This is a genomic window from Lysobacter helvus (assembly GCF_018406645.1).
GTDB classification, from domain to species: domain Bacteria; phylum Pseudomonadota; class Gammaproteobacteria; order Xanthomonadales; family Xanthomonadaceae; genus Noviluteimonas; species Noviluteimonas caseinilytica.
Map to the genome: position 1 here is coordinate 1,453,463 of NZ_AP024546.1, position 23,054 is coordinate 1,476,516.

The window sequence follows — 23,054 nt, forward strand, 5'->3', positions numbered from 1 at the left end:
GGTGGATTCCCGCCTTCGCGGGAATGACGACCTAATTGCGCGCGATCTGGAAGCCGGCGAAGGATTGGCTCGTCGGCATCATTTCCAGGCGGTTGATGTTGATGTGCGGCGGCTGCGTGGCGATCCAGTGGATCGTCGCGGCGATGTCGTCCGCCGTCATCGGCTGCGCGCCCTTGTAGAGCGTGTCGGACGCGGCCTGGTCGCCGTGCGTGCGCACCAGCGTGAATTCGGTTTCCGCCATGCCGGGCTCCAGCGCCGTCACGCGCACGCCGGTGCCGTGCAGGTCCGCGCGCAGGCCCAGCGAGAACTGCGAGACGAACGCTTTCGTGCCCCCGTAGACGTTGCCGCCGGCGTAGGGATACGTGGCCGCGGTGGAGCTCACGTTGATGATCGTGCCCTTGCGCTCGATCAGTGTCGGCAACAACGCATGCGTGAGCACGACGAGCGCGCGCACGTTGGTGTCGATCATCACCCGCCAGTCCTGCAGGTCCGCGCGCTGCGCGGGCAGGGTGCCTTGTGCGAGGCCGGCGTTGTTCACCAGCAGGTCGATGTCGCGGAAGTCCGCCGGCAGGGCCTCGAGCGCGGCGCGCATGGCGGGTTCGTCGCGGACATCGAAGACGGCGGGATGCACGTGCGCGGCGCCGAGTTCGTCGACCAGCGCCTGCAGGCGTTCCGCGCGACGGCCCGTGGCGACGACGCGCCAGCCATCGGCGACGAAGCGACGCGTGGCGGCCAGGCCGAAACCGGAAGTCGCGCCGGTGATGAAGGCGGTGCGTTGCGTCGTCGTCATGCCGGGGTTACCAGAGGTGGGGAATGAGGCGCTTGGTGTCGCGCGCGTAATCGGGCCACGCGTCGGGGAAGGCGTCGGCGAGCATGCGTTCCTCGACGTGGATGCGCCACAGGAACGCAGCGATGATCGGCACGATCGCGACGAGCGCCGGCAACCATGCACCGACACCGAAACCGAAGCCGACGACCGTCAGCAACGCGCCGGTGTACGAAGGATGCCGCAGCAGGCGATACGGCCCGCGCCGGATGAGCGACTGCCCGGGCTGGATCGCGATGTCGACGGTGAAGTACTGCGCGAGCGTATGCACCGACCACCAGCGCAACACGAGGCCATCGATCATCAGCAGCATGCCGACGACGACGTAGCGCCAGTCGCGCGAGGCGAGCTGGCCGTCGTCGCGCATCGCCAGCCACACGGACAGCGCGATGCTCGCGCCGATGACGACGATGAGGAGGTCGAGGGTGCCGCGGTCGCGGGTTTTGTTCGCGTCGCCGGAACGACGCCGCCCGATCCAGGCCTGGCTGACCGCCCAGACGATGCACAACGCGGTGAAGGCGTGCGCGAGCGTCATGGGCGGTGCGCGCGCGTCAGCGTGCCTTGATCGCCAGCGCGGGCAAGCCGCCGCTGCCGAGGCGACGCTTGGCGTCGGCGAGTTCCGACGCGCTGCCGTACGGGCCCATGCGCACGCGGAAGACGGTCTTGTCGGCGATCTGCGCGGATTCGACGCGCGCGGACAGACCGAGCAACGCGATCTTCGCCTTGACGGCTTCGGCGTCGCCGCTGGCCTGGAATGCACCGGCCTGCAGCAGGTAATGCGCGCCGTCGTCCTTCGGCTTGTCGGCGGAAACGGTTGCGGTGGCAGGCACGGCGGCCGCGGTGGCGGGCTGCTGCGCATTCACGGCGACGGGCGTGGCGACGTCGGCGGGCTTCGCGGCGTCGACCGGCAAGGCGGCCTTGTCGGCGCGCGCGGCTTCGGCGCGCTCGGTGGCCGCCAGCTCCGCATCGGACAGCGCGACTTCGTTCGACGGCAGCAGCGTGTAGAAGTCGTACGTCGTCAGCTTGGGCTTGGCGGTCTGCGCCGCGGCCGGTTGTGCGTCTTCGGGGACGATGGCGTCATCGTCGTCCGCGCTTGCGTTGGCCACCGGCCGCGCATCGGGATTGGGCTTGGGACGGAAGAAACCGTCGTCCGCATTCCCGTGCATGAGCTTGGGCACGCCGACGATCAGCACCACGCCGAGCACCAGGCCGATGCCGAGCCAGAGCCACGGGGGATTGGAATTGCCGCCGTTGCGCTTCGCCTGCGACTTGCCGCGTCTTGCCGCCATCACATCTTCTCCGGGGCGGAAACGCCCAGCAGGTCCAACCCGTTCTTCAGCACCTGTCCGGTGCCGACGCACAACGCGAGTCGAGCATCGCGCGTGCCGCCATCTTCCACCAGGATGGCCTGCGCGTGGTACCAACCGTGGAAGGCATTCGCCAATTCACGCAGGTATTGCGCGATGGCGTGCGGTTCCAGCGTCTCGGCCGCCGAGGCCACTTCTTCCGGGTAACGCGCCAGCGCGACCAGCAGCGCCTGCGCGTGGGCGTCTTCGGCCAGCACGTGCAGGTGCGTCAGGCCGTTGGCGAGGTCGAGGGTGTAACCCTTCTCCTTCGCCTGGCGCTGCAGGCTGCAGACGCGGGCGTGCGCGTACTGCACGTAGAACACCGGGTTGTCGTTGCTCTGCGAGCGCGCCAGGTCGATGTCGAAGGTGAGCTGCGAGTCGTGCTTGCGCGCGATCAGGAACCAGCGCGTGGCATCGCGGCCCACTTCCTCCACCAGGTCGCGCAGCGTCAGGTAACTGCCGGCGCGCTTGGAGAGCTTCACTTCTTCGCCGCCGCGCATGACGGTGACCATCTGGTGCAGCACGTATTCCGGCCAGCCCTTCGGGATGCCGGCGTCCAGCGCCTGCAGGCCCGCAAGCACGCGTTGCAGCGAACCGTGGTGGTCCGCGCCGAGCTCGGTGATGGCGCGCTCGTAGCCGCGCTGCCACTTGGAGCGGTGGTAGGCGACGTCGGGCACGAAGTACGTGTACGTGCCGTCGGACTTGCGCATCACGCGGTCCTTGTCGTCGCCGAAGTCGGTGGTGCGCAGCCACAGCGCGCCGCCTTCCTCGTACGTGTGGCCGTGCGCGACGAGTTCGCGCACCGTCTCTTCGACGCGGCCCTGCGTGTACAGCGAGGACTCCAGGAAATACACGTCGAACGCCACGCCGTAGGCGGCGAGGTCGGCGTTCTGTTCGCGGCGCAGGTAGGCGACGGCGAACGCGCGGATGGCGTCGAGGTCGGCCGGATCCTTCGCGCCGTGGACGATGTGGTCTTCGAACTCCACCGTCTCGCCGCGCAGGTACGCCTGCGCCACGTCGTTGATGTAGTCGCCGCGGTAGCCGTCTTCCGGCCAGCCGGCGTCATCCGGACCCTTGCCTTGCGCGCGCGCCTGCACCGAGCGGGCGAGGTTGTCGATCTGCACGCCGGCATCGTTGTAGTAGAACTCGCGCATCACGCGCCAGCCGTTGGCATCCAGCACGCGCGCGATGCAATCGCCGATGGCCGCCGCGCGGCCGTGGCCGACATGCAGCGGGCCGGTGGGATTGGCCGACACGTATTCGACGCCGACGGTGTGGCCCGCGCCGCTTTCGTTGCGGCCATAGGCGTTGCCGCGCGCGACGATCTCGCGCAGCTCGCGCGCATACGCCTCGGGCGCGAGGTGGAAATTGATGAAGCCGGGGCCGGCGATCTCGACCTTCGCCACGTCGTCCGAGGCGGGCAACGCGGCGACCAGGGCCTGCGCGAGCGCGCGCGGGTTGGTGCGCGCGGCCTTGGCGAGGACCATCGCGGCATTGGTGGAGAAGTCGCCGTGCGTGCGGTCCTTCGGGCGCTCCACCACGAAGGCGGGGGCGTCGGCGTCGGGCGGAAGCGTGCCCGCGGTGCGCAGGGCGGCGATGCCCTGGTCGATGAGGGCGCGGAGGGAGGATTTCACTGCGGATGCCAGAGGCGGGTGCGACGGCCGCATAGTCTAAGCCACGCATCACAGCTTCCCTCGTGCGGCCATCGAGACGGGTGGACCGTCGGCGACGATGAAATGGTCGAGCAGCCGCACGTCCACCAGTTCCAGCGCGGCACGCAGGCGGCGCGTGATGGCCTGGTCGCTGCCGCTGGGTTCGGGATTCCCGCTGGGATGGTTGTGGCCGACGATCACGGCCGAGGCGTTGTAGGCCAGGGCGCGGCGCGCGACTTCGCGCGGGTAGATCTCCGCGCGGTCCACGGTGCCGCGGAACAGTTCCTCGAAGGCCAGCGTGCGGTGCTTGGTGTCCAGGAACAGCGCGGCGAAGGTTTCCGATGGGTGGTGGCGCAGCCGGCGGGCGAAGTAGTCGCCGGCGATGGCGGTGTCGCCGATCGACTGGCCGCGCAGCTGGGTGGCGGCGAAGTGCCGGTGGCCCAGTTCCAGCGCGCCGACCAGCAGGCAGGCCCGCGCCGGGCCGATGCCGGGCAGTTCCGCCAGTTCCAGCGGCGTGCGTTCGAGCAGGGTGCGCAGCGGGCCGTGCGCATTCAGCAGGTCGCGCGCGATGGCCACCGCGTCCCGGCCGCGCAGGCCGGAGCCGAGGAAGACGGCGAGCAATTCGGCGTCGGACAACGCGCCGGCGCCTTGCGCGGAGAGTTTTTCACGGGGTCGATCGTCGGGGGACCAGTCGCGGATTCGCATGGGCCCAGCATCGCGGGACGGCCGCGGGAGGCGTATCGGGGGACCGGAGGGCATCGGGTAAGCTGTCGCCCGATTCCAGTGTGGGAAATCCCCGAGGGGCGTCGTCCGTCATGCAGGAACCGATCGCCCCGCTGCAGTCGCGCCGCGTGTTGTTGTGCGTGTGCGGCGGCATCGCTGCCTACAAGTCGGCCGACTTGGTCCGCCGCCTGCGCGATGCGGGGGCGACCGTCCAGGTGGCGATGACCGAGAACGCGCAGCGCTTCGTCGGCGCGCAGACCTTCCAGGCCTTGTCCGGCAGCCCGGTGCGCACGTCGCTGTGGGATGCCGCGGCCGAAGCGGCCATGGGCCACCTCGAACTCGCGCACTGGGCCGATTTCGTCGTGATCGCCCCCGCCACCGCCAACACGATCGCGAAGCTCGCCCACGGGTTCGCCGACGACCTCGTCAGCACCTTGTGCCTGGCCACCACCGCGCCTGTCACGATCGCGCCCGCGATGAACCACCGCATGTGGCTGCACGCGGCCACGCAGGCGAACGTGGCGGTGTTGCGCGAACGCGGCGTGCGCGTCGTCGGACCGAACGACGGCCCGCTCGCCGAAGGCGAATCCGGCCCGGGCCGCATGGCCGAACCGCTGGAAATCGTGGCCGCGCTGTCCGGGGCGACGGCTTGAGCCTGGCCGGCACCCGCGTGCTGGTCAGCGCCGGGCCGACGTACGAGGACCTCGATCCCGTGCGTTTCATCGGCAACCGCAGCAGCGGCAAGATGGGGTTCGCGATCGCCGCAGCAGCGGCGCGACGCGGCGCGGACGCGGTGCTCGTCGCCGGGCCCGTTCACCTGAAGACACCCGATGGCGTGCGCCGCATCGACGTGCGTTCCGCCGCGCAGATGCACGCCACGGTGCTCGGTGCGCTGCCGGCGGATGTCTACATCGGCGCCGCGGCCGTCGCCGATTTCACGCCACGCAACGTCGCACCGGCAAAGATCAAGAAGCAGCCGGGGCACGACACGCTGACGCTCGAACTGGTGCGCACGCCCGACATCCTCGCGGACGTCGCGACGCACCTGCGCCGGCCGCGCCTGGTCGTCGGCTTCGCGGCCGAGACCGACGATGTCGCGCACAACGCGCGCGGCAAGCTGGATTCGAAGCGGGTGGACGCCATCGCGGCCAATCGCGTCGGCGTTGCAGGCAGCGGGTTCGAGAGCGACGACAACGCGCTCACCATTTACTGGCGTGGCGGTGAGATCGCGCTCGGCCCCGCGCCGAAAACGACCATCGCCGACGCGCTCATGGATTTCATCGAGGAACGACTGGCATCGTGACGCTTATGACCCACGTGAAAACGCTTGAAGTCAAGATCCTCGATCCGCGCTTCGGCGACGAATGGCCGATGCCGGCCTACGCGACCGAATCCAGCGCGGGCCTGGACCTGCGCGCCGCGCTCGACGCCCCGCTGCTGCTGGCGCCGGGCGATGCCGCGCTGATCCCGTCGGGCCTGGCCATCCATCTCGCCGATCCGGCGCTGTGCGCGGTGGTCCTGCCGCGGTCGGGCCTGGGCCACCGGCACGGGATCGTGCTCGGCAACGGCACCGGGTTGATCGATGCGGACTACCAGGGCCCGCTGATGATCAGTACATGGAACCGCGGCCGCGAGGCCTTCACGATCCAGCCGGGCGATCGCATCGCGCAGCTGGTGGTCTTGCCCATCGTGCGCGCGACGCTGCAGGTGGTGGATACTTTCGAGGCAAGCGTGCGCGGCGAAGGTGGCTTCGGCCACACCGGCGTGCGCTGACCCAAAGGGGATGGGAATACAACGATGACCGAGCACGACCACGCCGAACCGGCGAAGCGCAAATTCGACGTCACCAACGCCATGCGGCCGATGTTGCCCGCGATCGCGCTGGTCGCCCTGCTGATCGCCGCGTGGCTGGCGTGGAGCGGGTTCGTCGCCTTCCGCGCCGAGCAGCGCGAATCCTCGTTGCTGCGCACGCGCGATGCGACGGCGATGACGATCGCCGCGGCGGTCGGCAAGGATCTCGAACAACTGTCCACGCGCGCGGCCTCCGCGCCGGCGACGGCCGCGCTGGCGTCGGGCGATCTCGCCGCGGCGGGCAAGGTGATCGGCGACGGCTGGGCGGGCGTTGAAAAGGTGGAAGTGCTGGGCGGGGATTTCGACGCGGCGTATGCCGGGTTGCCTGACGCCGGTTACGGCAAGCTCGGCCTCGTCGAATCGGCGATGTCCGAGAACAAGCCGATCGCGGCGCTGGTGCGCGATGCGGGCGGGCCGAAGCTGGGCCTGGCCGCGCCGATGTTCCAGGGCGGCAAGACGACGGCCGTGGCCTACGTGCGCATGCCGCTGGCGCTCGCCACCGGTGCGCTGGATTCGGCGAACGTGGACGATGCGAGTTACCTCGCGCTGCGCCAGGGCAGCTTCAGCGTCGTGGAGCGCGGCGACAAGACGCTCGCGTCGGGCGCCGAAGTCCGCGCAACGCCGATCCGCGGCACGCAGTGGCGCCTCGCCGCGGGCCTGCCCGATGCGGGCGCCGCGCCGTTCGGCCTCGGCGCGATCCCGTGCTTCGCCGTCGCCATCGTGCTGCTGGCCTTGTCGTTGCTCGCATGGCGCGCCAGCAAGCGTCCCGGTGCCGCCGTGGTCGCGGACGACGTGCACGTCGCCGCGCCGACGCTCGCCGATCACCTGCACCAGGCGCCGGCGGCCGTCGTGCCGATGGCGAAGGTCAAGGACGTGGTGGTGCCGATCAAGGGCGCGCCGGTGCTGATCGACAAGGGCATCTTCCGCGCGTACGACATCCGCGGCATCGTCGGGAAGACGCTCGACATCGGCGTCGCCGAGCTCATCGGCCAGGCGATCGGTTCGCTGATGGCGGACAAGGGCCTGTCCGACATCGTGGTCGGCCGCGACGGTCGCCTGTCGGGACCGGACATGGTCGGCGGCCTGGCGGAAGGTTTGCGCAAGGCGGGCCGCAACGTCATCGACATCGGCATGGCGGCCACGCCGGTCGTGTACTTCGCCGCCTACCAGCTGCGCACCGGTTGCTGCGTGGCCGTCACCGGCAGCCACAATCCGCCGGACTACAACGGCTTCAAGATCGTCATCGGCGGCGAAACGCTGTCGGGCAACGCGATCACCGACCTCTACGCGCGCATCGCCGAAGACCGCCTGCACGAAGCAGCGAGCCAGGGCAACTGGCAGCAGCGCGACGTGTCGGCCGATTACATCGAACGCATCACGTCCGACGTGCAGCTGGATCGCCGCCTCAAAGTGGTGGTGGACGCGGGCAACGGCGTCGCCGGTGCGATCGCGCCGCAGGTGCTCACGTCCATCGGCGCCGAAGTCACGCCGCTGTTCTGCGAAGTGGACGGCACGTTCCCCAACCACCATCCCGATCCGAGCGAAGCGCACAACCTCGAAAGCCTCATCCAGATGGTCAAGCGCCTGGACGCGGACGTGGGCATCGCCTTCGACGGCGACGGCGATCGCCTGGGCGTGGTGACGAAGGATGGCCACAACATCTTCCCGGACCGCCTGTTGATGCTGTTCGCGGCCGACGTGCTGGAGCGCAATCCCGGCGCGGTGATCGTGTACGACGTGAAGTGCACCGGCCGCCTGCCGGGCCAGATCCTGCGCCACGGCGGCAGCCCGCTGATGTGGAAGACGGGCCATTCGCTGATCAAGGCCAAGATGCGCGAGACCGATGCCGAGCTCGCGGGCGAGATGAGCGGGCACTTCTTCTTCAAGGAGCGCTGGTTCGGGTTCGACGACGGCATCTATGCCGCGGCGCGCCTGCTGGAAATCCTCGCCAGCCGCAGCCAGTCGCCGAGCGAAACGCTCGACGCGCTGCCCGACGGCGTGTCGACGCCGGAGATCAAGGTGGATGCGCCGGAAGGCGATCCGCATGCGTTCGTCGAAGCGTTCCGTGCGCGCGCGAAGTTCGAGGGCGCGCGCCTGTCGACGATCGATGGCCTGCGCGTGGACTGGCCGGACGGTTGGGGCCTGGTGCGCGCGTCCAACACCACGCCGGTGCTGGTGATGCGTTTCGACGGCGATTCGCGCGATGCGCTCACGCGCATCCAGAACGCGTTCCGCGAGCAGCTGCTTGCGATGAAGCCGGACCTCAAGCTGCCGTTCTGACCGAACGGCAGCGCGGTTGATCGCGGGGTGTCGCGATCAGCCGCCGGTCGGCGCGGCGGTGGCGGGCTGTGCGGAAGCCGCCTGGCCCTGCTTGATCTCGCGATAGCGCGCGAGCACCTGTTCCAGTTCGTCGTCCAGCTTGGCGCGGTCGCCTTGCTGCTGCGTGTACATGCGTTCGCGGCGGCCCAGTTCGGCGTGCTGCGTGGCGATGTTGTTGCGCATGATCTCGGGCACGGGCTTGCCGGCCAGTTCGAGTTCGCCGGCCTGGCGCAGCAGGCCGACCAGCGTCTGGCGCAGGGCCGACACGCCGATGCTGGAGGCCTTCAAGGTTTCGTCCAGCAGGTCGATGCGTTCCTGGAACGCCTTGCGCAGGTCGTTCTCGGTGGCATACGACTCGACGATCGCCATTTCGCGGCGCATGCGCGCGGCGTCGGTCTCCGCCTGCGTGGCGGCGGCGGCCTTGGCGGCATCGGCGGCGGCTTGTTCTTCCGGCGTCAGCGCGCGGGCGACTTCGCCGACGCGGCGGCCGCTGCGTTCGCTGTATTCGGCGCGATGGTTGCCGGCCGCTTCGGCGGGCAGCGCATCGCCGCAGACCTTGCGGCCGTTGTCGTCCCAGCAATAGAGCTTCTTGCCGGACGACGCAGCCTGTGCGTGCGCGCCGCCCGAGGTGGCGAGCAATGCAACGGCGATGAGTGAAGCGTTGATCCTGATGTTGGCAGGCATGGTGCAGCCCCTGTTCTGCAGTCAACCAGCGGTGGTGCCGTAGCGCGCCCGGTAAGCCAGCAGCGCGTCGCGGTGGCCGACAAGGTCCGCGCTTTCGCCCGCGAACGCAAGCAGGTCGGCGAGCGTGGCCACCGCCACGACGGGCAGTCCGTGTTCGTCGGAAACCGCCTGCGCGGCGGACTGGGCGTGCTCTTCGCTGGCGCGTTCCTGCCGGTCCAGTGCGATCACGATGCCGGCGGGCAGGCCGCCCACTTCGCCGATGATGCCGAGCGCTTCGCGGATGGCGGTGCCGGCGGTGATCACGTCGTCGACGATCAGCACGCGGCGCCCCGTCATCGATGCGCCGATGAGCGTGCCGCCTTCGCCGTGCGCCTTGGCTTCCTTCCGGTTGAAGGCGAGGGGCACGTCGCGGCCGCGGCGGGCGAATTCGCAGGCCAGGGCGGTGGCGAGCGGGATGCCTTTGTAGGCGGGGCCGAAGAGGACGTCGAATTCGAGGCCGGCCTCGTCCAGGGCGTCGGCGTAGCAGGCCGCCAGTTCCGCGAGGGCCGCGCCGCCGTCGAAGCGGCCGGCGTTGAAGAAATAGGGACTGACGCGGCCGGACTTGAGCGTGAATTCGCCGAAGCGCAGTGCCTGGACGCGCAGGGCCAGGGCGAGGAAGCGGGCGCGGTGGTCGGTCACGGGCGGGGTCCGGCGGCGGGAATGCCGCGCATGATAAGACCCGCGGCGCGCACGCCTCCCGATTGTGTGAATCCGCTACGCTTGGGCGAGTCGCTTCCACCCGGATCCAGATGCGCATCGTCAGCTTCAACGCCAACGGCGTCCGCTCGGCCGCCAGCAAGGGGTTCTTCGATTGGTTCGCCGGCCAGGACGCGGATGTCCTGTGCCTGCAGGAAACCAAGGCGCAGGAGCACCAGATCTCCGGGCCCGACTTCGTGCCCGAGGGCTATCGTGCGTGGTACCGCGACGCCTCGACGAAGAAGGGCTACAGCGGCGTGGCGATCTATGCGCGCCGCCAGCCCGACGAGGTGCGCACGGGCCTGGGCTGGGCGCCGTTCGACGATGAAGGGCGCTACATCGAGGCACGCTTCGGGAACTTGAGCGTGGTGTCGTTCTACATCCCTTCGGGATCGTCGGGCGAACTGCGCCAGGGCTTCAAATTCGAAGTGATGGAGTGGCTGCGGCCGATCCTCCACCACTGGCTGCACAGCGGCCGCGACTACGTGCTGTGCGGCGACTGGAACATCGTGCGCAGCGAACTGGACATCCGGAACTGGAAGTCCAACCAGAAGAATTCCGGCTGCCTGCCGCGCGAACGCGACTGGCTCAACGACCTGTGCGCCGACACCCACGGCTGGGTGGACGCGTACCGCGCGCTGCACGCCGACGGCCAGGACTACACCTGGTGGAGCAACCGCGGCGCGGCGCGCGCGAAGAACGTGGGGTGGCGCATCGATTACCAGTTCTGCACGCCGTCGCTGCGGGACAAGTTGCGGGCGTGCGCGATCCATCCGTCGCCGCGGTTCTCGGACCACGCGCCGTTCGTCGTGGATTACGCGTTGTGAGCGTGGCCGGAGCGGCGAAACCCGCGAAGCCTTCGGTCTGGAAAGCGTTCACGCAGCCTGCCGCGTGGACGATGTTTTTCTTCGGGTTCGCCTCGGGGCTGCCGTTCCTGCTGGTCGCCGGCACGCTGGCGTACTGGTTGAAGGAAAACAACATCGAGCTGAAGGAAATCACGATCATCGCGAGCGCGGGCATGACGTATGCGCTCAAGTTCCTGTGGGCGCCGTTGCTCGACCACACGCAACTGCCGCTGTTCTCGCGGCTGGGGCAGCGGCGCGGGTGGCTGCTGTTCGCGCAGCTGGCGGTGATCGCGGGCTTGCTGGGCATGTCGCTGGTGACGCCTGCGCAGCTCGGGATCTTCGTCGTGTTCACCCTGGTGGTGGCGTTCTTCGGCGCGACGCAGGACATCGCGGTGGATGCTTACCGCATCGAGATCGGGCCGCCGGCGGTGCAGGGCGCGCTCGTGGCGACGTATTCGCTCGGTTATCGCATCGCGCTGATCGTGACCGGCGCGTTCGCGCTGTTCATGGCCGACCACATGCCGTGGGCGGCCGTGTACCAGGTGCTCGCGGGATTGATGCTGCTGCCGGTCGTCGTGACGCTGCTGGCGCGCGAACCCGACGTGATTCGCAAGGCGCCCGCGGACTGGAACGAAGCGATGCGCGTGAGCATCATCGAGCCGTTCACCGATTTCTTCCGCCGTTACGGCGCGCAGACGGCGCTGCTGACGCTCGCCTTCATCCTGCTGTTCAAGATCCCCGAGCAGGCGCTGGTGGGCGGGATCATGAGCCCGTTCTACCTGGCGATGGATTTCACCAAGACCCAGATCGGTGCGATCACCAAGATCTACGGGATCTGGATGGGGATCCTCGGCGTGTTCCTCGGCGGCATGGCGATCGCGCGCTGGGGCGTGCGGCGGCCGCTGCTGGCTTCGATCGTGTTGTGCGCGAGCTGCAACCTGCTCTACGTCTGGCTGATCGGGCACAAGGGGAGCCTCGCGGCGCTGACCCTGGTGATCTCCGCCGAAAACCTGACGCTGGGCTTCCTCGGCACCGCCGCCGTGGCGTTCCTGTCGGCGCTGGTGAACCGGCAGCACACGGCGACGCAATACGCGCTGTTGAGTTCGATGGTGAACCTGCCGGGCAAGGTGCTCGGGGTGTTCGCCGGCGGCATCGTCGAAGCGACCAGCTATTCCACGTACTTCATCATCGCGACGCTGGCCGTGTTGCCGGCGACGTTCCTGTTCCTGTACCTGTGGCCCAGGTTCCGGCACATCGACGTGCCGCCGGACCGCTGAGCCAGCCGGCCGTCGGCGACGAGCGGTGGGTGCCGCTCGTCCCGCTGTTGGTGCCGTTTTTCGTTCTTCGCCTAGAGGAGGACGCATGACCGACCTGGTGTTGCGCGACATCGATCCGGAGCTCGCCGATCGCATCAAGCGGTTGTCCTCGGCCCGTGGCTGGGCGATGCACGACACGTTGCGCATCCTCATGGAGCAGGGGCTGTATGCCTGCGAGGCAGGCATGGACGTGCACTTCAGCGATCCCGAAGCGAACGCGTTGCTGGAAGCGATCAAGGCGCTCGAAACGGTCGCCGACGACCAGGGCTTCGGATTGATCGGCCGCGCGCCGGCACCGCCGCCGCCGCAACACATCCTCGATCGTTGGGCCGAGGACTGATCCGCCGCTAGTCCTGGCGCGGATACACCACGCCGAGCACACGCGGGCCGCGTGCGCCGGTCACCGCAGGCACGTTGCCTGGACGCCCGGCCAGCGCTTCGCGCGCGAGCCACGCGAACGCCATCGCTTCGACGAAATCCGGATCCAGGCCGTGCGCGGCAGTGGATTCCACGTGCACACCCGGCAGGTGCGCGGCGATGCGCGCGAGCAGGTGCGGGTTGTGCACGCCGCCGCCGCAGGCGAGCACGCGACGCGTCGCAGGTTGGGTGGCGCGCAACGCGTCGACGACGGTGGTGGCGGTGAGTTCGAGGAGCGTGGCTTGGACGTCTTCGGGGGATTCGTCGCCGGACAGGCGGGCTTCCACCCACGCGAGATGGAATTGTTCGCGGCCGCTGCTCTTCGGCGGCGGCGTTGCGAACCACGGTTCGTCGCGCAGGCGTGCGAGCAGTGCGGCATCGACGGTGCCGCGTGCGGCGAACGCGCCGTGCGCGTCGTACGGCGTGCCGAGGTGGCGATCGCACCAGGCGTCCATCAACGCATTCGCGGGACCCGTGTCGAAACCGCGGACGTCGCCAACCGCAGGCAACAAGGTGAAATTGGCGATGCCGCCGAGGTTGAGGACAGCGCGGTCTTCGTGCGCGTCGTGCAGCATCGCGGCGTGGAAGGCGGGCACGAGCGGTGCGCCCTGGCCGCCGGCGGCGACGTCGCGCCGGCGGAAATCGGCGACGGTGTCGATGCCGGTGCGTTCGGCGATGACGTTGCCGTCGCCGAGTTGCCAGGTGAACGGATGCGCGGCCTGCGGGCGATGGCGCACGGTCTGCCCGTGCGAGCCGAGGGAACGGACGTCGCGCGGGGCGGCGTGGGCGCGTTCGAGCAAGGCGAGTGCGGCATCGGCGAAGGCGTGCGCGATCTGCACGTCGAGGCCGCCGAGTTCGTCGAGGGAATTGGCGTGGCCGCCTTGTCCGAGCGCGACGAGGCGTTCGCGCAGCGCGGCATCCCAGGGAAACGTGTGGCCTTTCACCAGCGCGCAATGCGCGCCCTCGAACCGGACGAGCGCGACGTCGATGCCGTCGGCGCTGGTGCCGGAGATCAGGCCGAGATGGAGTTCTGCTGCGTCGCTCGCCATGGCGTGCTGCTGGGCGCGCGGGAGCCGCGCGCGGCGAGGATAGCGTCGATCAGCCGGTCAGGCTTTCTTCTGCTTCGCGGGCTTGGGGGCCGGCGCGGGTTCGGCGTCGGCGTAGATCACCTTCTCCACGCGCTGGATGCGGGCGAGGGCATTGGACGTCTGCGAACGGAACTGCGCGAGCGCGGCGCCGTTGAGCGGTTCCGGCGGCGGCATGGTGATCGACAGCGGATTGCGGTGCACGCCGTTGATGCGGAATTCGTAGTGCAGGTGCGGGCCGGTGGCCAGGCCCGTCATGCCGACGTAGCCGATCACGCGGCCCTGCGGGATCTTCTGGCCCTGCTTGATGTCGCCGAAGCGCGACATGTGGCCGTACAGCGTGGTGTAGCCGCGGCCGTGGTCGAGGATGACGGCGCGGCCGTAGCCGCCCTTCCAGCCGACGAACTGCACGCGTGCATCGCCGGCGGCCATGATCGGCGTGCCGGTGGACGCGGCGTAATCCACGCCCTGGTGCTGGCGCACCGTGCCGAGCACCGGATGGCGCCGCGAGCCGAAGCTCGAGGTGAGGCGCGCGTACGGGATCGGCATGCGGATGAAGGTTTTCTTCAGCGGACGGCCGTCGGCGGTGAAGTACTCGGCCTTGCCGCTGCGCTCGAAACGGAAGCCCGAATGGAGCGTGCCGCCGACGGTGAACGTGGCGGCCTGCACCGGGCCGGTGCGGATCAGTTCGCCGTCGCGCCAGGTCTGCTCGACGACGACGCTGAAGCGGTCGCTGGCGGCGACGTCGTCGTTGAAGTCGATGTCGTACTTGAAGATGTCGTCGGTCAGCGTGTTGATCGCGCCCGGCGACAGGCCCAGCTTGCGGGCGGAGTGGTAGAGCGACTTGCCGACGTTGCCGCTGATCACGACGGTGCGCGACTGCGTGGGACGCTCGATCACCTGCTGGGTGATCTTGTCGCCGTCGAAGGTGAGTTCGACGCGGTGCGTGTCGTCGCGGTCGTAACGGAAGGCGCGCAGGCCGCCACCGACCGGCAGGTCGAAGGCGAGCTCGGTGCCGGGCTTCATGCGCGTCAGCGCCTGCTTCGCGCCGGGCTGGTCGAGCATCGCGTGCATGGTGGCGGCGGGCAGGTCGAGGTCTTCGAACAGCGAGCCCAGGGTCTGGCCGCGCTCGACGCGGACGATCTGCCAGCTGTCGCCGGTCTGGCCACGCAGCTTGGCGAGCGGCAGCGGCGGCAGGGTGAGGGCGAGCGTGGTGCGGGTGGGGACGGGCGCGGCTGCGGCCTGCGAATTGGCCGGGAAGCCCGGGACAATGGCGGCGACGAGCGCGGCAAGGGTGGCGACCAGGCTGGCGTGGGCCCATTGGCGGCGGGTCCAGCGGCCGTTGAAACCGGCCGGGACGCGACGCGCGACCACGTCTTTATGGAGCGCGGCCTCGCGCAGGTTGTCGAGACGCGCGCGACGCGCATTGCCGATGCCGGACTTGCCCATGGTGTTGTCCCCTAAAAAACGGATTACGACCCCGTGAGGAAGACGTAACGGCGCTACCATAGTCACCGAAGCAACATGCGTCAAACCCTTGAGCGGGATGGTTTTTTTGTTTTAACCCCGCTTTAACGGTACCTTCACGGACCCGGTCACGGATCGGGACATTCCCACCAGCGTCCCCTTTCAAGAGCGTCATCCATCGTGTCGATCCAGGCAGCCCTCGAACTCATCGGCCGCGGCGCCGACGAAATCCTCAAGCGCGACGAACTCGAGGCCCGCCTCCAGCTCGGCCGTCCGCTGCGGATCAAGGCGGGCTTCGACCCCACCGCGCCGGACCTGCACCTGGGCCATACGGTCCTGCTCAACAAGATGCGGCAGTTCCAGGATCTCGGGCACCAGGTGATCTTCCTGATCGGGGACTTCACCGGGATGATCGGCGACCCGTCGGGCAAGAACGCCACCCGCAAGCCCCTCACCCGCGAGGACGTGGAGGCCAACGCCCGCACCTACGCCGACCAGGTGTTCAAGGTGCTGGATCGCGAGCGCACCGAATTGCGCTTCAACAGCGAGTGGTTCGGGGCGATGGGCGCGGCGGACATGATCCGCCTCGCGGGCCAGCACACCGTGGCGCGCATGCTGGAACGCGACGACTTCGCGAAGCGCTACGCCGCGCAGCAGTCCATCGCGATCCACGAATTCCTCTATCCCCTCGTGCAGGGCTACGACTCCGTTGCGTTGAAGAGCGACGTGGAGCTGGGCGGCACCGACCAGAAGTTCAATCTGTTGATGGGGCGCGGGCTGCAGGAACATTTCGGGCAGCCGCCGCAGATCGTGCTGACGATGCCGCTGCTCGAAGGGCTCGACGGCGTGCAGAAGATGAGCAAGTCGCTCGGGAATTACATCGGCATCGACGAGCCGGCGATCGACGTCGTCACCAAGACGATGAAGGTCGGCGATGCGTTGATGTGGCGCTGGATCGAACTATTGAGTTTCGACATCGGCGCTGCAGAAGCTGTGCGTTTGCGCGAGGAAGTGGCCAGTGGCGTGCTGAATCCGCGCGACGTCAAGCTGCGCCTGGCGCGCGAACTCGCCACGCGTTTCCACGGCGCCGCTGCCGCGGAAACCGCGATCGCGGGTTGGAATGCGGCAGTGCGCGGCGAAGGCGACATCGGCACGCTGCCGTTGACGGACGTTGTGGTTCCCTCGGAAGGCGTGCGCATCGCGGCGTTGCTTACGGCCGCTGGACTTGCGCCAAGCAATTCCGAAGCCAATCGCAAATTGAAAGAGCGCGCGGTGCGCGTGGACGGCGACGTGTTCGAAGATGCGCAGCGCGTGTTTTCGCCGGGATTCGAAGGGGTGATTGCGATCGGCAAGCGCAATTTCGCGCGAGTGCGTTTGCGCGCTGCGGATTGAAGCGGGCGTCGTTGTTGCAACCGCACGAATTTTTGTCGTGCAAGGGCTTCCACTCGCGCATCGGAATGCGTACAGTGCGCGCCCCGCATCGCCCACGGCATCCAACGCCGGCGCGGTGCGATTCGAGACGCTGAACCAAGCGCCCCGGACCCGGAAATTTTCATCATCCGGTGTTGACGTTCTTCGGAACGCCTGTATGATGTGCGGCTCGCTCAGGCACTTAGGTGCTCGGGCACGGAACGCGGCGCTGAGGCCGGTTCCGATGATCTTTGACAGTGTGCGCAGGTGACTTGTGCGGGCGTCTGGCGGGTGGAAAGTTGTCCATCTTGCAGACGTTCGTAACAGAGCAACAAGTCAATTCAAATGGCAAACAAGCAATTGTGAGCCAGCGAGTGATTTCTGCCTGGAGCGAAGTCTGCACTCAAAGCATAGGCGAAGGTCTTCGGACCGGAGTCGCAATACTTAAGTGAAGAGTTTGATCCTGGCTCAGAGTGAACGCTGGCGGCAGGCCTAACACATGCAAGTCGAACGGCAGCACAGCAGTAGCAATACTGTGGGTGGCGAGTGGCGGACGGGTGAGGAATACATGGGAATCTGCCCTGTCGTGGGGGATAACGTAGGGAAACTTACGCTAATACCGCATACGACCGGAAGGTGAAAGCGGCGGACCGCAAGGCGTCGCGCGACTGGATGAGCCCATGTCGGATTAGCTAGTTGGCGGGGTAAAGGCCCACCAAGGCGACGATCCGTAGCTGGTCTGAGAGGATGATCAGCCACACTGGAACTGAGACACGGTCCAGACTCCTACGGGAGGCAGCAGTGGGGAATATTGGACAATGGGCGCAAGCCTGATCCAGCCATGCCGCGTGAGTGAAGAAGGCCTTCGGGTTGTAAAGCTCTTTTGTCCGGAAAGAAAAGCTCTCGGTTAATACCCGGGGGTTCTGACGGTACCGGAAGAATAAGCACCGGCTAACTTCGTGCCAGCAGCCGCGGTAATACGAAGGGTGCAAGCGTTACTCGGAATTACTGGGCGTAAAGCGTGCGTAGGTGGTTCGTTAAGTCTGATGTGAAAGCCCTGGGCTCAACCTGGGAATGGCATTGGATACTGGCGATCTAGAGTGCGGTAGAGGGCAGTGGAATTCCCGGTGTAGCAGTGAAATGCGTAGAGATCGGGAGGAACATCTGTGGCGAAGGCGACTGCCTGGACCAGCACTGACACTGAGGCACGAAAGCGTGGGGAGCAAACAGGATTAGATACCCTGGTAGTCCACGCCCTAAACGATGCGAACTGGATGTTGGGTGCAACTAGGCACTCAGTATCGAAGCTAACGCGTTAAGTTCGCCGCCTGGGGAGTACGGTCGCAAGACTGAAACTCAAAGGAATTGACGGGGGCCCGCACAAGCGGTGGAGTATGTGGTTTAATTCGATGCAACGCGAAGAACCTTACCTGGCCTTGACATCCACGGAACTTTCCAGAGATGGATTGGTGCCTTCGGGAACCGTGAGACAGGTGCTGCATGGCTGTCGTCAGCTCGTGTCGTGAGATGTTGGGTTAAGTCCCGCAACGAGCGCAACCCTTGTCCCTAGTTGCCAGCACGTAATGGTGGGAACTCTAGGGAGACCGCCGGTGACAAACCGGAGGAAGGTGGGGATGACGTCAAGTCATCATGGCCCTTACGGCCAGGGCTACACACGTACTACAATGGAAAGGACAGAGGGCTGCAATCCCGCGAGGGTGAGCCAATCCCAGAAACCTTTTCTCAGTCCGGATTGGAGTCTGCAACTCGACTCCATGAAGTCGGAATCGCTAGTAATCGCAGATCAGCATTGCTGCGGTGAATACGTTCCCGGGCCTTGTACACACCGCCCGTCACACCATGGGAGTTTGTTGCACCAGAAGCAGGTAGCTTAACCTTCGGGAGGGCGCTTGCCACGGTGTGGCCGATGACTGGGGTGAAGTCGTAACAAGGTAGCCGTATCGGAAGGTGCGGCTGGATCACCTCCTTTAGAGACAAAAAGACAGCGCATTGCCTGTCAGGCGTCCGCACAAGTGACCTGCATTCAGAGCGTCCCGACCATCGGGGCCATAGCTCAGCTGGGAGAGCACCTGCTTTGCAAGCAGGGGGTCGTCGGTTCGATCCCGACTGGCTCCACCACCTCTACCTGGCTCGACTTTTTGGGTCTGTAGCTCAGGTGGTTAGAGCGCACCCCTGATAAGGGTGAGGCCGGTGGTTCGAGTCCTCCCAGACCCACCAACTCTGAATGTTTACTGCGCACACGAAGATCTGAAACGCGGACGGCGCTGAAGCCGGCCGCGTGTTCTTTGACAAATTGGATGTAGCGAGCGTTTTGAGACGAATGTCCATGACGTGTCGTAGAGGCTAAGGCGAGGTGCGAGAGCACCTTTATTGAAGTGTGATAGTCGTAATGTTCGCATGCGACGTATCGGCCCCGAGGCGACTTGGGGTGATATGGTCAAGCGAATAAGCGCACACGGTGGATGCCTTGGCGGTCAGAGGCGATGAAGGACGTGGCAGCCTGCGAAAAGTGTCGGGGAGCTGGCAACAAGCTTTGATCCGGCAATGTCCGAATGGGGAAACCCACCCGCAAGGGTATTGCATGGTGAATACATAGCCATGCAAGGCGAACCCGGGGAACTGAAATATCTAAGTACCCGGAGGAAAAGAAATCAACCGAGATTCCCTGAGTAGCGACGAGCGAACGGGGACTAGCCCAAAAGTCCGTACGGTTTTAGCAAAACACCTTGGGAAGGGTGGCCGTAGATGGTGACAGCCCAGTATGCGAAAGGGCCGTACGGATGAAATTGAGTAGGGCGGGGCACGTGAAACCCTGTCTGAACATGGGGGGACCATCCTCCAAGGCTAAATACTCCTGACCGACCGATAGTGAACCAGTACCGTGAGGGAAAGGCGAAAAGAACCCTGGTGAAGGGAGTGAAATAGATCCTGAAACCGTGTGCGTACAAGCAGTCGGAGCCCCTTCGTGGGGTGACGGCGTACCTTTTGTATAATGGGTCAGCGACTTACTGTTTGTGGCGAGCTTAACCGTATAGGGGAGGCGAAGGGAAACCGAGTCTGATAAGGGCGCATAGTCGCAGGCAGTAGACCCGAAACCGGGTGATCTAGTCATGCCCAGGGTGAAGGTTGAGTAACATCAACTGGAGGCCCGAACCCACTCCCGTTGCAAAGGTAGGGGATGAGGTGTGATTAGGAGTGAAAAGCTAATCGAACCCGGAGATAGCTGGTTCTCCTCGAAAGCTATTTAGGTAGCGCCTCGGACGAATACTGCTGGGGGTAGAGCACTGTTATGGCTAGGGGGTCATTGCGACTTACCAAACCATTGCAAACTCCGAATACCAGTACGTACTATCCGGGAGACACACGGCGGGTGCTAACGTTCGTCGTGAAAAGGGAAACAACCCAGACCCACAGCTAAGGTCCCAAATTTATCGCTCAGTGGTGAACGATGTGGAAAGGCACAGACAGCCAGGAGGTTGGCTTAGAAGCAGCCACCCTTTAAAGAAAGCGTAATAGCTCACTGGTCGAGTCGGTCTGCGCGGAAGATTTAACGGGGCTAAGCGATAAACCGAAGCTTGGGGTGCACGAGCAATCGTGCGCGGTAGAGGAGCGTTCCGTAAGCCGATGAAGGTGGATTGAGAAGTCTGCTGGAGGTATCGGAAGTGCGAATGCTGACATGAGTAACGATAATGGGGGTGAAAAGCCCCCACGCCGAAAGCCCAAGGTTTCCTTGCGCAACGTTCATCGGCGCAGGGTGAGTCGGCCCCTAAGGCGAGGCAGAAATGCGTAGTCGATGGAAAGCTGGTTAATATTCCAGCACCTCGCGTCAGTGCGATGGGGGGACGGAGAAGGGTAGGTGTACCGGGCGTTGGTTGTCCCGGGGAAAGCAGGTAGGCGGATCCTCTTGGCAAATCCGGAGGGTCATTACGCCGAGCAGCGAGACCAGGCCATTAGGCCGAAGTCACTGATCCCACGCTTCCAGGAAAAGCCCCTAAGCTTCAGCTGACGCAGACCGTACCGTAAACCGACACAGGTGGGCAGGATGAGAATTCTCAGGCGCTTGAGAGAACTCGGGTGAAGGAACTAGGCAACATGGCACCGTAACTTCGGGAGAAGGTGCACCGCTTCTGGTGGCCCATGCGGGCTATAGCTGGGAGCGGTCGCAGAAACCAGGCCGCTGCGACTGTTTATCAAAAACACAGCACTCTGCAAACACGAAAGTGGACGTATAGGGTGTGACGCCTGCCCGGTGCTGGAAGGTTAATTGATGGGGTCAGCCGCAAGGCGAAGCTCTTGATCGAAGCCCCAGTAAACGGCGGCCGTAACTATAACGGTCCTAAGGTAGCGAAATTCCTTGTCGGGTAAGTTCCGACCTGCACGAATGGCGTAACGACAGCGGCGCTGTCTCCACCCGAGACTCAGTGAAATTGAAATCGCTGTGAAGATGCAGCGTTCCCGCGGCAAGACGGAAAGACCCCGTGAACCTTTACTACAGCTTTACACTGAACGTTGAGTTCGTCTGTGTAGGATAGGTGGGAGCCTGTGAAACCGAGGCGCTAGCTTCGGTGGAGGCAACCTTGAAATACCACCCTGATGTGCTTGACGTTCTAACCTGGGCCCGTGATCCGGGTCGGGGACCGTGTATGGTGGGTAGTTTGACTGGGGCGGTCTCCTCCCAAAGAGTAACGGAGGAGCACGAAGGTACGCTCAGCGCGGTCGGACATCGCGCACTGTGTGCAAAGGCATAAGCGTGCTTGACTGCAAGAGCGACGGCTCAAGCAGGTACGAAAGTAGGTCTTAGTGATCCGGTGGTTCTGTATGGAAGGGCCATCGCTCAACGGATAAAAGGTACTCCGGGGATAACAGGCTGATACCGCCCAAGAGTTCATATCGACGGCGGTGTTTGGCACCTCGATGTCGGCTCATCACATCCTGGGGCTGTAGTCGGTCCCAAGGGTATGGCTGTTCGCCATTTAAAGTGGTACGCGAGCTGGGTTCAGAACGTCGTGAGACAGTTCGGTCCCTATCTGTCGTGGGCGTTGGAGATTTGAGAGGGGCTGCTCCTAGTACGAGAGGACCGGAGTGGACGAACCCCTGGTGTTCCGGTTGTCACGCCAGTGGCATTGCCGGGTAGCTACGTTCGGAAGCGATAACCGCTGAAAGCATCTAAGCGGGAAGCGCGCCTCAAGATGAGATCTCCCGGGACACAAGTCCCCTGAAGGAACCATCAAGACCAGGTGGTTGATAGGCAGGGTGTGTAAGCGGAGCAATCCGTTGAGCTAACCTGTACTAATGATCCGTGTGGCTTGACCATATCACCTCAAGTGGCCTTATCCTCGACAACACGTCGCAGGCATTCGTCCTCATCGCATCCCACAAGGATGCAAACTGCTCGCTACATCCACCCCTTGAGAGCGTGAGCGCGATCAATCCGTCCACAAGACCGGTTGAACCGCGACCCTCCACCCTCTCCCTGGTGACAATAGCGCTGTGGCACCACCCGATCCCATTCCGAACTCGGAAGTGAAACGCAGCCGCGCCGATGGTAGTGTGCATCCGCATGCAAGAGTAGGTCATCGCCAGGGCCTTACACCAAACCCCGCCGGGTCTCCCGGCGGGGTTTTTCTTTGCGCGGCGGAATGACGGGCAGGGTTAGTTGCAGTGGCTCGACAGCCGTGCGGAACTAACTACTCCCGCTTCAATGTCACCACCAGCACATCCCGATGCGCCGGCTTCGCTGCATCCACAGGCGTCACTGGGGTCACCCCATGGAAGACGCGCGCATCGTCGACAAGCGCCGCGTCCAGGGGATCGTGCAAGGTAAAGCTGCCCAGCAGCGTGCCGTCCGCCGAATGGATCGTCGTGGTCCCGCTGGCGATGTTGGCCCGGTCGACCATCAGCACCAGCACGTAATCCACGCCATCCCGGTGCACGCCTTCCGGCGTCGGTTCCCCGGCCGCGTCGCTCCGCGCCTCGATCCGGAATTGATGCACCTCGATGCGCCACGCCGACACCTCAGGCGCCAGCGCCCCGAAGAACTCGCACGAGAACCCCAGCACCGCCCGCAGCGACGCGCTGTCGCCCACTTCGGGCACGATCGGATCGAACCAGCGATCGACATCCCCCTGCAGGCGGTTGTACGCCAGGCTCTGGAAATGCGGTTGATGCGGCTCACGCGTCAGCGTGCCCTCGGCCCAGCGAAACACGCCGTGCCGGCGACGTCGCGCACGCCCGGTACGTTCGAGGTACGGATCCGGCCCCAACGCATCCCAACTCGCCGCGAACATCGCCCAATCGGACAACGTCGCGAAGCGCTCGAGCGCCGGCCGCATCGTCTCCGCATGCACGAAGCAGAAC

General features: G+C 65.7%; 15 protein-coding genes, 2 tRNA genes, 3 rRNA genes and 2 pseudogenes. 12 read left to right on the top strand and 10 right to left on the bottom strand.

Annotation, left to right across the window (positions count from 1 at the left end):
* Window positions 1-31 precede the first annotated feature (31 nt).
* Genes LYSHEL_RS07065 through radC form a run of 5 tightly spaced genes read right to left on the bottom strand, consistent with a single transcriptional unit; the run spans window position 32 to window position 4,529 of the window.
* Entirely contained in the window at window positions 32-790 is a 759-nt protein-coding gene (locus LYSHEL_RS07065; RefSeq protein WP_213437092.1) for an SDR family NAD(P)-dependent oxidoreductase, read from the bottom strand.
* A 7-nt stretch (window positions 791-797) separates the two neighbouring features.
* Window positions 798-1,361 carry a methyltransferase family protein gene (locus tag LYSHEL_RS07070; RefSeq protein ID WP_213437094.1) on the bottom strand — a complete coding sequence of 188 codons (564 nt, stop codon included), beginning with the start codon at window positions 1,359-1,361 and terminating at the stop codon, window positions 798-800.
* A gap of 16 nt (window positions 1,362-1,377) precedes the next feature.
* A complete protein-coding gene (locus LYSHEL_RS07075) occupies window positions 1,378-2,115 on the bottom strand; it encodes an SPOR domain-containing protein (RefSeq protein WP_213437096.1) in 738 nt (245 codons plus the stop codon).
* The gene (gene argS, locus LYSHEL_RS07080; protein WP_213437098.1) at window positions 2,115-3,806 is read right to left on the bottom strand and encodes an arginine--tRNA ligase; all 1,692 of its coding nucleotides are present in this window, start codon (window positions 3,804-3,806) and stop codon (window positions 2,115-2,117) included. Before argS ends, LYSHEL_RS07075 begins: the two co-directional genes overlap by 1 nt.
* A 48-nt stretch (window positions 3,807-3,854) precedes the next feature.
* On the bottom strand, window positions 3,855-4,529 hold the full coding sequence (gene radC, locus LYSHEL_RS07085; protein WP_213437100.1) for a RadC family protein: 675 nt from the start codon (window positions 4,527-4,529) through the stop codon (window positions 3,855-3,857).
* A gap of 110 nt (window positions 4,530-4,639) precedes the next feature.
* Between radC and coaBC the strand changes: the two are divergent.
* From coaBC to LYSHEL_RS07100, 3 genes and pseudogenes are all read left to right on the top strand, one after another.
* Window positions 4,640-5,850 (top strand): annotated as a pseudogene (gene coaBC, locus LYSHEL_RS07090) (bifunctional phosphopantothenoylcysteine decarboxylase/phosphopantothenate--cysteine ligase CoaBC).
* 5 nt (window positions 5,851-5,855) lie between these two features.
* A complete protein-coding gene (gene dut, locus LYSHEL_RS07095) occupies window positions 5,856-6,320 on the top strand; it encodes a dUTP diphosphatase (RefSeq protein ID WP_213437102.1) in 465 nt (154 codons plus the stop codon).
* A 24-nt stretch (window positions 6,321-6,344) separates the two neighbouring features.
* A complete protein-coding gene (locus LYSHEL_RS07100; protein WP_244858702.1) occupies window positions 6,345-8,678 on the top strand; it encodes a phosphomannomutase/phosphoglucomutase in 2,334 nt (777 codons plus the stop codon).
* A gap of 36 nt (window positions 8,679-8,714) precedes the next feature.
* On the opposite strand, the gene LYSHEL_RS07105 is transcribed toward LYSHEL_RS07100, so the two are convergent.
* Together LYSHEL_RS07105 and pyrE are read right to left on the bottom strand one after the other, a co-directional pair.
* Entirely contained in the window at window positions 8,715-9,401 is a 687-nt protein-coding gene (locus LYSHEL_RS07105) for a hypothetical protein (RefSeq protein WP_213437104.1), read from the bottom strand.
* Between the two features lie 21 nt (window positions 9,402-9,422).
* Complete coding sequence (gene pyrE / locus LYSHEL_RS07110) at window positions 9,423-10,079, bottom strand: orotate phosphoribosyltransferase (RefSeq protein WP_213437106.1); 657 nt, start codon at window positions 10,077-10,079, stop codon at window positions 9,423-9,425.
* A 110-nt stretch (window positions 10,080-10,189) separates the two neighbouring features.
* On the opposite strand from pyrE, the gene LYSHEL_RS07115 reads away from it, so the two are divergent.
* From LYSHEL_RS07115 to LYSHEL_RS07125, 3 genes and pseudogenes are all read left to right on the top strand, one after another.
* Window positions 10,190-10,963: an exodeoxyribonuclease III gene (locus tag LYSHEL_RS07115; protein WP_213437108.1), complete on the top strand. Its 774-nt coding sequence runs from the start codon at window positions 10,190-10,192 to the stop codon at window positions 10,961-10,963.
* Entirely contained in the window at window positions 10,960-12,258 is a 1,299-nt protein-coding gene (locus LYSHEL_RS07120) for an AmpG family muropeptide MFS transporter (protein ID WP_244858703.1), read from the top strand. Before LYSHEL_RS07115 ends, LYSHEL_RS07120 begins: the two co-directional genes overlap by 4 nt.
* Before the next feature lie 85 nt (window positions 12,259-12,343).
* Window positions 12,344-12,550 (top strand): annotated as a pseudogene (locus LYSHEL_RS07125) (hypothetical protein); the annotation flags it as partial.
* A 94-nt stretch (window positions 12,551-12,644) separates the two neighbouring features.
* On the opposite strand, the gene LYSHEL_RS07130 reads toward LYSHEL_RS07125, so the two are convergent.
* On the bottom strand, window positions 12,645-13,763 hold the full coding sequence (locus LYSHEL_RS07130) for an anhydro-N-acetylmuramic acid kinase (protein WP_213437110.1): 1,119 nt from the start codon (window positions 13,761-13,763) through the stop codon (window positions 12,645-12,647).
* 57 nt (window positions 13,764-13,820) lie between these two features.
* The gene (locus LYSHEL_RS07135; RefSeq protein ID WP_213437112.1) at window positions 13,821-15,248 is read right to left on the bottom strand and encodes a peptidoglycan DD-metalloendopeptidase family protein; all 1,428 of its coding nucleotides are present in this window, start codon (window positions 15,246-15,248) and stop codon (window positions 13,821-13,823) included.
* A 195-nt stretch (window positions 15,249-15,443) separates the two neighbouring features.
* Between LYSHEL_RS07135 and tyrS the strand changes: the two genes are divergently transcribed.
* The 6 genes from tyrS to rrf all read left to right on the top strand — a co-directional run bounded on the left by tyrS (window position 15,444) and on the right by rrf (window position 22,282).
* Window positions 15,444-16,658 (top strand): tyrosine--tRNA ligase, encoded by a 1,215-nt coding sequence (tyrS, locus tag LYSHEL_RS07140; RefSeq protein ID WP_213437675.1) that lies wholly within the window; start codon window positions 15,444-15,446, stop codon window positions 16,656-16,658.
* A 463-nt stretch (window positions 16,659-17,121) separates the two neighbouring features.
* Window positions 17,122-18,666: ribosomal RNA gene (locus tag LYSHEL_RS07145) — 16S ribosomal RNA — on the top strand.
* Between the two features lie 73 nt (window positions 18,667-18,739).
* Window positions 18,740-18,815, top strand: a tRNA-Ala gene (locus LYSHEL_RS07150).
* Window positions 18,816-18,837: 22 nt separating this feature from the next.
* Window positions 18,838-18,914 (top strand) — tRNA-Ile (locus LYSHEL_RS07155).
* 218 nt (window positions 18,915-19,132) lie between these two features.
* Window positions 19,133-22,011 (top strand): 23S ribosomal RNA (locus LYSHEL_RS07160).
* Between the two features lie 158 nt (window positions 22,012-22,169).
* Window positions 22,170-22,282 (top strand): 5S ribosomal RNA (gene rrf / locus LYSHEL_RS07165).
* The 16S, 23S and 5S rRNA genes sit together here with 2 tRNA genes alongside, the layout of an rRNA operon.
* Window positions 22,283-22,384: 102 nt before the next feature.
* On the opposite strand, the gene LYSHEL_RS07170 is transcribed toward rrf, so the two are convergent.
* Window positions 22,385-23,029: a 2OG-Fe dioxygenase family protein gene (locus LYSHEL_RS07170; protein WP_213437683.1), complete on the bottom strand. Its 645-nt coding sequence runs from the start codon at window positions 23,027-23,029 to the stop codon at window positions 22,385-22,387.
* Window positions 23,030-23,054 lie beyond the last annotated feature (25 nt).